Genomic DNA, 11,248 nt, shown 5'->3' with positions numbered 1-11,248 from the left:
GCGGCGTGGCTCGAATCGGGGAGACCTCCGAACTGCTCAAGTGCTCGTTCTGCGGGAAGAGCCAGAAGCAGGTCAAGAAGCTGATCGCTGGTCCAGGTGTGTACATCTGCGACGAGTGCATCGACCTGTGCAACGAGATCATCGAGGAGGAGTTCTCCGAGGCTGCGGACGTCGGGCTGCTCGACGACCTGCCCAAGCCGCGCGAGATCTGCTCCTTCCTCGACTCCTACGTGATCGGCCAGGACGTGGCCAAGAAGGCCCTCAGCGTCGCGGTCTACAACCACTACAAGCGCGTCCAGGCGCAGGCCGCCAACCCGTCCGGACGGCGGGCCGCCGAGGAAGAGTCGGTCGAACTCGGCAAGTCGAACATCCTGCTGATCGGCCCTACCGGCTGCGGCAAGACCTACCTCGCCCAAACCCTGGCCCGAATGCTCAACGTGCCGTTCGCGATGGCCGACGCGACGGCACTGACCGAGGCGGGCTACGTCGGCGAAGACGTCGAGAACATCCTGCTCAAGCTGATCCAGGCCGCCGATTTCGACGTCAAGAAGGCCGAGACCGGCATCATCTACATCGACGAGATCGACAAGGTGGCCCGCAAGAGCGAGAACCCGTCGATCACCCGCGACGTGTCCGGTGAGGGCGTCCAGCAGGCACTGCTGAAAATTCTCGAGGGCACCACCGCGTCCGTCCCGCCGCAGGGTGGCCGCAAGCACCCGCATCAGGACTTCATCCAGATCGACACCACGAACATCCTGTTCATCGTCGGTGGCGCCTTCGCCGGCCTGGAAGAGATCATCAACGCCCGCGTCGGCAAGCGTCCGCTGGGTTTCAACAACGACGCCGCGATCCGCAAGCCCGCCTCAGCGAACCCGTTCGAAGAGGTGCGTCCCGAAGACCTGCACCGCTACGGCCTGATCCCCGAGTTCATCGGCCGGCTGCCGATGATCTCGACGGTCGCCTCCCTCGATGCCGAGGCGCTGGTGCGCATCCTGGTCGAGCCGAAGAACGCCCTGATCAAGCAGTTCCGCAAGCTGTTCGAGATGGACGGCGTCGACCTGCAGTTCACCGACGAAGCGATCGCCGCGGTGGCCGACATGGCGTTGCAGCGGGGCATCGGGGCACGCGGCCTGCGCTCGATCCTGGAAGAGATCCTGCTCAACGTGATGTACCACGTGCCCAGCGACGATGACGTGGCGCGCGTGCTGGTCACCGACGAGGTGGTTCGTGACGGGGTCGCCCCGACGCTGGTCTCCCGGGCACAGGTGGCGCGCAGCGACCGCCGCGAGAAGAGCGCCTGACCCTCCCACGACGGCGACGGGTTGGTGAACTCAGCTGTCGATTTCCGGGCTGCTCGGGCTCGACGGGTACGTCTGCACCAGGCCGTGCAGCCTGGCCAGACTGACCGCGACGAGTCGGTCGTGGACGCCCAGCTTGCGGTAGATGTTTCCCAGGTGTTTGTGCACCGTGCGGGGTGACAGCTGCAATCGGGCGGCGATAGAGGTGGCCAGTAGGCCCTCGGCCAACAAGGTGAGTACCTGCAGTTCCCGCTCGGTCATGTGACCCTCGGCCACGGTCGCCTGCACCCATTCGCGCGCGTGCTGGGCGCGAACCGTTCGAACTCCGAGCGGCCACAGCGCGAGCAGAGCATCCCGGGCTCGTTCGAGCAGCCGCCGATCGTCGCTGTCGAACGGCTCGGAGCGGACGTAGACCAGCACCCGCCCGTGGCCCGCCTCGTCGACGTTGCCGGCATGGCTGGGCCGGATCCACAGCGAAGCGATGTGACCGAAACTCTCGGTGTACTCGATGCGCAGGTCGGGGCCGTCGCCGTCGAGCCGATCCAACAGGGCCTCGGCAAGAACATGGGTGGATCGCAGTTCGGGCTGCACGCAGATCGTCCGGACCTGGCTGTCGGGGGCCAGCGCGAATGTGACCGCGGTGTCGGCGCGTAGGCCGCGGGCGAGGTGCCGGCACACCACCTGGTCGGCGGCGCCGCCGCTGTTCAGGACGCGCATGGCGTCGCACAGCATCTCCAGCAGAACTTCCGCCGTATCAGCCGTGCGTACCCGTGAGTCGTCCGGCCTCACCTGCGCTCCCCTTCGGTCGATCAAGCACGTATCAACCATCGACTGCTCCTCCTGTTCACCACACAGGAGGCGTTCGCAATGTCGGAAAATACGCTCGCACAACTCGTAGTGCCACTCAAGAGCGCCTCACCCCGGTCTGCGGGCCCGGTGCCCATTGCCGGAGCTTCACCTTGATGGCCTTCGACAGACCGCCCTATATTGACGGCGACCGGCTTGTGTAACCGATAGCCTTGCCGTGTCATCACCCAGGTCCTCTGGGCCATACGTACAAAGGAGTTCTCCATGGCCACCCGTGAAGTAGCGATCGGTTCGTCCGTCGGTCTGCACGCCCGCCCCGCGTCCATCTTCGTCCAGGCCGCGACCGCCACCGGTCTCCCCGTGACCATCGCCAAGGCCGGCGGCAACCCGGTCGACGCGCGCAGCATTCTCGGCGTGATGGCCCTCGGTGCCAAGAACGGCGAGGTCGTTACCCTCTCCGCCGAGGGCGACGGCGCCGACGCCGCACTCGATTCGCTGGTTGCGCTCCTCGAGCGGGATCTGGACGCCGAATGAGCGATCTGCACTCGACCCTGAGCGGCATCGGAGTCAGTGCGGGTGTCGCGGTCGGTCCGCTGGTGATCGTCAGCCCTCCGCCGTCTCCGCCTGCGGGCGAGGCTGCGGTCACCGACGCCGCGGCCGCGTCCGCCCAGGTGCGGGACACGCTGAAGGCAGTGGCGGACGGCTATCTGGCGAAGGCCGCCAACGCCGATGCCCACGCCAAGCCCATCCTTGAGGCCGGCGCGATGATGGCCGGCGACCCGGGTCTGGCCGGCGCCATCGACACCCAGCTGCAGAGCGGCACCAAGGGCATCACCACCGCCGTCTCGGCGGCGGTCGATGAGTACTGCGCGATGTTCGAGTCGCTGGGCGGTTACATGGCCGAGCGGGTCACCGACCTGCGTGACGTCCGCGACCGGACGGTGGCCCGGCTGCTCGGCCAGCCCGAGCCCGGCGTCCCGACCCTGACCGAGCCCAGCATCCTGGCCGCGCTCGATCTGGCCCCGGCCGAGACCGCCACGTTGTCGGTGGATACCTGCCTGGGCATCATCACCGCGGCCGGCGGCCCGACCAGCCACACCGCCATCCTGGCTGCCCAGCTGGGCATTCCGGCGATCGTGCAGGCGTCCGGCATTCTCGATGTGGACTTCGGGACGACGGTGGCCCTGGACGGTGGTGTCGGCGAGATCATCGTCGACCCGAGCGAGGCTGAGCAGCAGGCGCTGGCCGACCGCAAGGCTCGCCGCGAGAAGGCACTGGCGGCCGGCTCGGGCAAGGGCATGACCAAGGACGGACACCCGGTCCAGCTGCTGGCCAACATCGGCACCGCCGACGACGCCCGCAAGGCCGCCGCTCAGGACGTCGAGGGTTCGGGCCTGTTCCGGTCCGAGTTCCTGTTCCTGGACCGCGACACCGCGCCGACGGTGGAGGAGCAGACCGCGACCTACACCGAGATCCTGGAGGCCTTCGGTGACCGCAAGGTCGTCGTCCGCACCCTCGATGCCGGTGCCGACAAGCCGCTGGCGTTCGCCGACCTGGGCCACGAGGAGAATCCGGCGCTCGGACGCCGGGGCATCCGGCTCGGCGCCGTCCGGACCGATCTGCTCGACGACCAGCTGCAGGCTCTCGCCAACGCCTACAAGGCCACCGGTGGCCAGCTGTGGGTGATGGCGCCGATGATCGCCACCCGGCAGGAGGCCCGTTGGTTCGCCGAGAAGGTGCGCGCCGTCGGTCTGCCCAGGGTCGGCGTGATGATCGAGGTTCCGGCTGCCGCGCTGCGCTCGTTCGACGTGCTCAGCGAGGTCGACTTCGCCAGCCTCGGCACCAACGACCTCGGTCAGTACACGATGGCCGCGGACCGTATGCAGGGTGAACTGGCCGAGCTGCTGAACCCTTGGCAGCCGGCTCTGCTCGACATCATCTACTACGCCTGCGACGGCGGCGCCAAGACCGGTCACCCGGTCGGTGTCTGTGGTGAGTCGGGCGGTGACCCGCTGATGGCGCTGGTGCTCGCCGGTCTCGGTGTGGCCAGCCTGTCGATGGCGCCGAGCAAGGTCCGGGCCGTCCGGACGGCGCTGGCCCTGCATGACCTGCCCCAATGCCAGCAGATGGCCGCCGCCGCGCGGGCGTCCGTTGGCCCGAAGGAGGCGCGTGAGGTCGTGCTCAGCATGGCTGACCCGATCATGCTCGACCTGATGTGACCAGGTAAACACCACGGCGAGGGCCGGCAACCATCACGGTTGCCGGCCCTCGTCTCTTCGTCGGCTACTTGGCGACGCCCTTGAGGGTTCCGGTGACGCCGCCCTTGGTGGAGCCCGCGAGGCAAAGCACCTCGCGGTCGCCGGCGGCCCAGGAACTCTCCACCGGGTAGAGGTAGAACATGTCGTACTTGGAGTCCTTGGGTGCGAGGCCGATGAAGGTGCGGAACTCGGCGGTGCAGAACTTGTCGGCCTGCTTGGTCACTTCGGCCTCGCCGGGAAAGGTGGTTCCCGACAGCTTGGTGACGGCGTAGGCCTCGTAGTTGTGCTTGTCACCGCATGGCACGACCTGCAGGCTCTCGATGTCGCCCTCCTTCATCGGACCGGTGCAGTCGCCGAGGGTGATCTGGAACGGATTGATGGACGCCGTCGCGGTCACCTGCCCGGCCGTGTTGCGCGGCGCCCCGGTCGTGCAGCCGACCAGGATCAGCCCGCAGACGAGCGCGGCGAGCCCGCGGAGGAGCCTCATCCGAGCACCAGGGCGACGTCGACCCGCAACGGGGCCTCGTCGGCTTCCAGCTCGATCGCGCCGAGGATCCGGCCCACCGCCTGCAGATCGCCGAGCACCGGGGTGAGCCGGTCCAGGGCAGTCTGCGGGCCGGTCACCTTCGCGGCGGAGGCCTCGGTCTTCATCGAGACCTTCGCCGTCGACTTGACGCCACGGATGCCCATCAGCACCTCGGCGACGTCGGCCAGCACCGCCGGGTCACCGCCGGCCGGGATCTCCTCGGCGAGCGGCCACGGGCTGACGTGCACCGAACCGGACTGCCACCACGACCAGACCTCTTCGGTCACGTACGGCATGAAGGGCGCGAACAGCCGCAGCTGAATGCTGAGCGCCAGCTGCAGTGCCGCACGGGCGGACGCCGCGGCGTCCGGGCCCTGGGCGCCGTAGGCACGTTCTTTGACCAGCTCCAGGTAGTCGTCGCAGAACGACCAGAAGAACCGCTCGGCGGCCTCCAGCGCGGTGCTGTAGTCGAACGCCTCGAAGGCGTCGGTGGCGCGCACCACGACTTGGCGCAGGCCGGCCAGCATGGACAGGTCGACCGCCTCGGTGATGGCCTCGGCAGCCACCGGGCCGTCGCCCATGCCGAGCACGAATTTGGACGCGTTGAGCACCTTCATCGCCAGCCGGCGTCCGACCTTCATGCCGGTCTCGTCGAACGGGGAGTCCATCCCCGGACGGGCCATCGCGGCGCGCCAGCGGACGGCGTCCGCACCGAACCGCTCCAGGATGTCGGTGGGCACGATCGTGTTGCCCACCGACTTGCTCATCTTCTTGCGGTCGGGGTCGACCACGAAGCCCGAGATGGCCACCGTCTTCCACGGCGCCACGTGCTCCTCGAAGTGCGCGCGCACCACCCGGCTGAACACCCAGGTGCGGATGATGTCGTGCGCCTCGGGGGCGAAGTCCATCGGGAAGGTCAGCTTCCACAGCTCAGGATCGGAATCCCAGCGGCAGGCGATCTGCGGGGTCAGCGACGAGGTGGCCCAGGTGTCCATGATGTCGGGGTCGCCGACGAAACCGCCGGCCACGCCGCGCTGCTCCGGGGTGTAGCCGGGCGGGACGTCCGAGGACGGGTCGACCGGCAGGGAGTCCTCGGAGGCGAAGATCGGACGGCTGTGGTCCGGCTCGCCGTCGGCGTCCACCGGGTACCAGACCGGGAACGGCACACCGAAGAACCGCTGCCGGCTGATCAGCCAATCGCCGTTCAGGCCGTTCACCCAGTTGGAGTAGCGGTGCCGCATGTGGTCGGGCACCCACTGCAGCTCCTCGCCGCGGGCCAGCAGCGCCTGCTTGAGTTCGTCGTCGCGGCCGCCGTTGCGGATGTACCACTGCCGGGTGGAGACGATCTCGAGCGGCTTGTCGCCCTTCTCGTAGAAGTTCGCCTTCCGGGTGGTCTTGGTCGGCTCGCCGTCCAGGTCACCCGACTGGCGCAGCAGCTCGACCATCGCGGCGCGCGCCGAGAACGGCGTCTTGCCGGCGAGCTCGGCGTACGGCGCGGCGTCGGTCAGCCACTCGGGGGTCTCCCGGGCGAGGCGTCCGTCGCGCTGGATGACGGTGCGGGTCGGCAACTGCAGCTCGCGCCACCACTGCACGTCGGTGGCGTCGCCGAAGGTGCAGCACATCGCGATGCCCGCGCCCTTGTCGGGCTCGGCGGCGTGATGGGCCAGCACCGGGATCTCGACACCGAACACCGGCGAGGTGACCGTGGTGCCGAACAGGTGCTGGTAGCGCTTGTCGTCGGGATGGGCGATCAGCGCACACACGCTCGGCAGCAGCTCGGGACGGGTGGTCTCGATGAACACCTTCTCGCCGTCCGGGCGGTGGAAGGCCACCCGGTGGTAGTGACCCGGATAGTCCCGGGCCTCCTGCTCCGCTTGGGCGACCGCGGTCTGGAAGGTGACGTCCCACACCGTCGGGGCTTCGGCCAGGTAGGCCTCACCGCGAGCGCAGTTGCGCAGGAAGGCGCGCTGCGAGACCCGGATCGACTCCGACGAGATGGTCGCGTAGAGGTGGTTGTCCCAGTCCACGCTCAGCCCCAGCGTCCGCCACAGGTTCTCGAACGCCTGCTCATCGACCTGGGTCAGCTGATGGCACAGCTCGATGAAGTTCATCCGGCTGATCGGCACCTGCCGCTTCGGGTCCGGCTTGGCCGGCGGGGTGAAGTCCGGGTCGTACGGGATCGACGGGTCGCAGCGGACGCCGTAGAAGTTCTGCACCCGGCGCTCGGTGGGCAGGCCGTTGTCGTCCCAGCCCATCGGGTAGAAGACGTGCTTGCCCTGCATCCGCTGGTAGCGGGCCACCAGGTCGGTGTGGGTGTAGCTGAACACGTGCCCGACGTGCAGCGAACCGGACACCGTCGGCGGGGGAGTGTCGATCGAGAAGACCTGCTCCCGCGAGTCCGGCCGGACGAAGGTGTAGGTGCCGTCCTGGGCCCACTTCTCGGCCCACTTGGCCTCCAGGCCCTCCAGCGCCGGACGATCCGGCACCGCTACGACCTGACCCGGTTGCGGGCTGGCAGCGGGCACGGTCGAACGAGGAGTCGCGGTCATGGGCTGCATCTTACGAAAGCCTGCGCTACCGCTACCAATCGGCGCCGCCCGAGAGCAGGCCACCGGCGGCAGACGATCAGAACCAGATCATCGCCAGGATCGCGAGCGCCGCCCCGACGGCCGCTCCGGCCACCACCATCAGCTGGGCGCGGCCGCGGCTCAGTGCTCCGCGCCCGGTGGCGGGGCGGCGTCCGGATCGGGCGTCAGCCATTGCCCTTGGTCGACAGGACCAGCTGGCGGAAGGCCTCCGGGGTGCCCGCCTTGGAGATCGTGGCGTTGTCGATCGTGGTGCCGTTGACCCGCAGCGTCGGGGTCGAGGTGACCCCGGCCTTGGCGCCCGCCTCGTTGGTGCCGTCCACGAAGGACGCCGTGGCGCGGCTGTCGTAACAGGCCTGGAAGGCGCTCAGCGCGTCGCCGGTGATGCCGGCGGTGGCGGGGAAGTCGACCCGCAGCTGCTGGGTGGTGTAGCCCTGCCCCTCGGAAGCCGGCTGTCCGGCGAAGACGGCGTTGTGATAGGCGGAGTAGGCGCCGGCGTTGTCGGCACACGCCGCCGCGATACCGGCCTTGGTCGACGAGTCGTTGCGCAGGTTGCCGTCCATGAAGGTCAGCGTGCGGTAGACGAGGTTGATCTCGCCCTTGTCGGCCATGTTGCTCAGGGTCGGGCCGAAAGCGCCCTCGAACTGCTTGCAGATCGGGCACTGGTAGTCGAAGAAGAGTTCCACGGTGGGCGCACCCTGGGTCGCCTTGCCGGGATTGACGATGATGCCGCTGCGATCGGCGGTGGCGTTCGGCGGGATCGCCGAGGAACCGCTGGGGCTGCCGCCGCCCTTGTTCAGCTGACTGATGAAGATGGTGCCGAAGACGCCCAGGACCACGACGGCCAGCACGATCGCGCCGACGATCACGATGCGTTGCGTCCGCTTCGCTCTCGCCTGCGCCTGCTGCTTGCGGCGCAGTGCTTCGCGACGACTTTCGCTCATGCTGTGGACTCCTCGAGTTCTTCGGTGGGGATGTCGATGGGGTCGCCGAACAGCCGAGTGTCGGTCGACAACGGGGAACGCGGGAACAGGCCCGCCCAGACGCCGCAGGCCATCAGGCCGACGTCGCGGGCGATGTCCCAGGGATATTGGGCCATGCCGTTCTCGACCTCACCGCCGCCGCCGAAACAACCGCAGTCGATGGAGAGGCCGTGGGCCCAGACCCAGGCGATGCCGATGACGAAGGCGGCCATCACGGCAACGCCCAGCCAGGCGGCGATTCTGGTGAACAGGCCGATGACCAGCAGCAGGCCGATCACCACCTCGATCACCGGCAGCGCGTAGCCGACCGGACGGGTGAGGTCGAAGGGCAACAGCTGATAGGCCCGGACGGCTTGCACCGACGACTCCGGCCAGGGCAGTTTCAGCGCACCGGCCACGATGAGCGTCCAGCCCAGGATCTGCCGCGCCAGGAAGGTCGTCCACCGCACCCAGCGGCGTCCGGCGAAGGTGTGCGGCATGGCGTGAGTATAGCCTCCGTCAAACGGTCAACTATTTTGCACGCGGTGAGGGACGTGGGGCGCCGTGGTCGGCGGCACTAGGCTGGCCCCACCATGCCCGAGACACACCACGAGATCGTCCAGCGCCTGATCTCCCGCTGGCCCGAACACCGGATCGCACCCGGGACGGCGCGGGTCGAAGCGCTGTGCGAGCTGCTGGGATCGCCGCAACGGGCCTACCCGGTCATCCAGATCGCCGGCACCAACGGCAAGGGCAGCACCGCGATCATGATCGACGCCCTGTTGCGGGCGCTCGGGCTGCGCACCGGCCGGTTCACCAGCCCGCACCTGATCGACGTCACCGAACGCATCGCCATCGACGGCGAGCCGATGAGCGCGGACGCCTTCGACGAACTGGTCACCCACACTCAGCCGCTGATCGACATGGTCGACGCCCAGGCGATCGACGGCGTGCCGATGACCTTCTTCGAAGTGATCACCGCGCTGGCCTACGAGGCGTTCGCCGAGGCGCCGGTCGACGTCGCCGTGGTCGAGGTCGGGCTCGGTGGCGTCACCGACGCCACCAATGTGATGGACGCCCAGGTCGCGGTGATCTGTCCGGTCGACTACGACCACACCCATCTGCTCGGCGACACGCTCACCGAGATCGCCACCGAGAAGGCCGGCATCATCAAGCCCGGCACGCAGGTCGTGCTGGCCGGTCAGGAACCCGAGGCGGCCGCGGTACTGATCCAGCGCTGCGCCGAGGTGGGTGCCAAGGTCTACCTGGAGGGCGTCGAGTTCGGCGTGCTGGAGCGGACGCCGGCCGTCGGAGGGCAGATGCTGCGGCTGGACACCGCCGGCGGCCCGGTCGGCGACCTGCTGCTGCCGCTGTTCGGTGCCCACATGGCCCGCAACGCGGCGTTGGCGGTCGCCGCGGTCGAGGCGTTCCTCGGCGGCAAGCCGCTGGCTCCCGACATCATCGCCGAGGGCTTGGCCGAGGTGGTCGCGCCGGCCCGGCTCGAAGTCGTCCGCCGCTCACCGACGGTGGTGCTGGACACCTGCCACAACCCGCACGGGGCCCGCGCCACCCTGGCCGCGCTCACCGAGGCGTTCGCCTTCTCACCGCTGATCGGGGTGGTCGCCGCGATGGCCGACAAGGACGTCACCGGCCTGCTCGAGATCTTCGACGAAGAGATGACCACCATCGTCTGCACCACGGTGGCCGGCACCAACCGGGCGTTGACGCCCGACCAGCTGGGCGAGCGGGCCGCGGAGGTCTTCGGCGAGGAGCGGGTCCGGGTCGCGCCGACGATGGCGGACGCGATCGAGACCGCGGTGGCGCTGGCCGACGAGGCCGGCGCGGGCGCCGGTGTGCTGATCGCCGGCTCGGTGATCGCCGCCGGGCAGGCCCGCGCTCTGCTGTTGCGCGAGGAGGACCGATGAAGCTGGTGCCGACCAACCCGATGAACCGGGTGCTGATGACGATCCTGCTCTTCGAGGCGATCTGTTGCGGGCTGGCGATCCCCGGCATGATCCAGGTCGCGGACGCCTCGGTCGGCCTCGCCTTCGGGCTCGGCGGCACGGCTCTGGTGCTGTGCCTGGCGGCGTCCGGCACGCTGCGGCGTCCGTTCGGCTGGGTGCTGGCCTGGGCCGCCCAGGTGGCCTGCATCGCGCTCGGTTTCGCAGTGGCGATGATGTTCGCGGTGGGCGCCATGTTCGCGTTGCTGTTCGTGATCAGCTTCGTCCTCGGACGCCGTCTGGAGGCTGCCCGGACGGCGGGCTGAGGCCGTCCGGATTTCCGGCTAGGGTGAGCGCTCATGAGCGAGCGGACCTTCGTGATCATCAAGCCGGACGCGGTGCGCCGCGGCCTGGCCGGTGCGGTGCTGTCCCGGTACGAGGCCAAGGGGCTGCGGATCGTCGCACTCGACCAGCGGGTGGTCGATGCGGAACTGGCCGACCAGCATTACGCCGAGCATCGGGAACAGCCCTGGTATCCGCCGCTGCGTGACTTCATCACCTCCGGACCGCTGATCGCCCTGGTTCTCGAAGGGGACGGCGCGATCGACGCCGTCCGGACGCTGAACGGCGCCACCGACGGACGCCGGGCGGCCCCCGGCTCGGTGCGCGGCGACTACTCGCTGTCGAACCGCGAGAACCTGGTGCACGCCTCCGACTCGCCGGAATCGTCGGCCCGAGAGATCGCGCTGTGGTTCCCGGGCCTGACATGACCCAGCCCACTCCTGGGCCCGGCTCCGGAGACGGTCAGCAGTGGCCGCAGTCGTCGGGTGCCGGCCCGTCGTCCGGGCAACCGCCGGCGGCCGGCTGGCAGC

The 11,248-nt window shown here is 69.0% G+C and carries 12 protein-coding genes; 6 read left to right on the top strand and 6 right to left on the bottom strand.

The genetic code is table 11. The annotated features are described in order from the left end of the window. Positions 1-5: 5 nt before the first annotated feature. Complete coding sequence (gene clpX, locus Q0066_RS02870) at positions 6-1,301, top strand: ATP-dependent Clp protease ATP-binding subunit ClpX (RefSeq protein ID WP_298129867.1); 1,296 nt, start codon at positions 6-8, stop codon at positions 1,299-1,301. Between the two features lie 30 nt (positions 1,302-1,331). Here the strand turns inward: clpX and Q0066_RS02865 are convergent, their stop codons facing one another. Then, positions 1,332-2,087, bottom strand: a complete 756-nt coding sequence (locus Q0066_RS02865; RefSeq protein WP_298129864.1) for a LuxR C-terminal-related transcriptional regulator — start codon at positions 2,085-2,087, stop codon at positions 1,332-1,334. Between the two features lie 282 nt (positions 2,088-2,369). On the opposite strand from Q0066_RS02865, the gene Q0066_RS02860 reads away from it, so the two are divergent. Together Q0066_RS02860 and ptsP are read left to right on the top strand one after the other, a co-directional pair. Further along, positions 2,370-2,639: an HPr family phosphocarrier protein gene (locus tag Q0066_RS02860; protein ID WP_298129862.1), complete on the top strand. Its 270-nt coding sequence runs from the start codon at positions 2,370-2,372 to the stop codon at positions 2,637-2,639. After that, positions 2,636-4,324: a phosphoenolpyruvate--protein phosphotransferase gene (ptsP, locus tag Q0066_RS02855; RefSeq protein ID WP_298129860.1), complete on the top strand. Its 1,689-nt coding sequence runs from the start codon at positions 2,636-2,638 to the stop codon at positions 4,322-4,324. The genes Q0066_RS02860 and ptsP overlap by 4 nt, the downstream gene beginning before the upstream one ends. A gap of 64 nt (positions 4,325-4,388) precedes the next feature. Here the strand turns inward: ptsP and Q0066_RS02850 are convergent, their stop codons facing one another. The 5 genes from Q0066_RS02850 to Q0066_RS02830 form a co-directional block, all read right to left on the bottom strand. Then, positions 4,389-4,850 carry a septum formation family protein gene (locus tag Q0066_RS02850; protein WP_298129858.1) on the bottom strand — a complete coding sequence of 154 codons (462 nt, stop codon included), beginning with the start codon at positions 4,848-4,850 and terminating at the stop codon, positions 4,389-4,391. Further along, positions 4,847-7,438 (bottom strand): valine--tRNA ligase, encoded by a 2,592-nt coding sequence (gene valS, locus Q0066_RS02845; protein WP_298129857.1) that lies wholly within the window; start codon positions 7,436-7,438, stop codon positions 4,847-4,849. Before valS ends, Q0066_RS02850 begins: the two co-directional genes overlap by 4 nt. Positions 7,439-7,514: 76 nt before the next feature. After that, positions 7,515-7,649, bottom strand: coding sequence for a hypothetical protein (locus Q0066_RS02840; protein ID WP_298129854.1), 135 nt, complete (start codon positions 7,647-7,649; stop codon positions 7,515-7,517). Continuing rightward, on the bottom strand, positions 7,642-8,418 hold the full coding sequence (locus Q0066_RS02835; protein ID WP_298129852.1) for a thioredoxin domain-containing protein: 777 nt from the start codon (positions 8,416-8,418) through the stop codon (positions 7,642-7,644). The genes Q0066_RS02840 and Q0066_RS02835 overlap by 8 nt, the downstream gene beginning before the upstream one ends. After that, positions 8,415-8,936: a DoxX family protein gene (locus Q0066_RS02830; RefSeq protein WP_298129849.1), complete on the bottom strand. Its 522-nt coding sequence runs from the start codon at positions 8,934-8,936 to the stop codon at positions 8,415-8,417. The genes Q0066_RS02835 and Q0066_RS02830 overlap by 4 nt, the downstream gene beginning before the upstream one ends. A 93-nt stretch (positions 8,937-9,029) precedes the next feature. On the opposite strand from Q0066_RS02830, the gene Q0066_RS02825 reads away from it, so the two are divergent. The 3 genes from Q0066_RS02825 to ndk are packed head-to-tail and all read left to right on the top strand — an operon-like array spanning position 9,030 to position 11,146. Then, positions 9,030-10,361: a folylpolyglutamate synthase/dihydrofolate synthase family protein gene (locus Q0066_RS02825; RefSeq protein ID WP_298129848.1), complete on the top strand. Its 1,332-nt coding sequence runs from the start codon at positions 9,030-9,032 to the stop codon at positions 10,359-10,361. Continuing rightward, positions 10,358-10,702 (top strand): DUF4233 domain-containing protein, encoded by a 345-nt coding sequence (locus tag Q0066_RS02820; protein WP_298129846.1) that lies wholly within the window; start codon positions 10,358-10,360, stop codon positions 10,700-10,702. Before Q0066_RS02825 ends, Q0066_RS02820 begins: the two co-directional genes overlap by 4 nt. A gap of 33 nt (positions 10,703-10,735) precedes the next feature. Further along, positions 10,736-11,146 (top strand): nucleoside-diphosphate kinase, encoded by a 411-nt coding sequence (gene ndk / locus Q0066_RS02815; protein WP_298129844.1) that lies wholly within the window; start codon positions 10,736-10,738, stop codon positions 11,144-11,146. Positions 11,147-11,248 lie beyond the last annotated feature (102 nt).

Origin of the sequence: Micropruina sp. (assembly GCF_027492755.1) — a bacterium.
Lineage (GTDB): Bacteria > Actinomycetota > Actinomycetes > Propionibacteriales > Propionibacteriaceae > Micropruina.
This window is presented reverse-complemented; position numbering and strand designations above follow the sequence as displayed.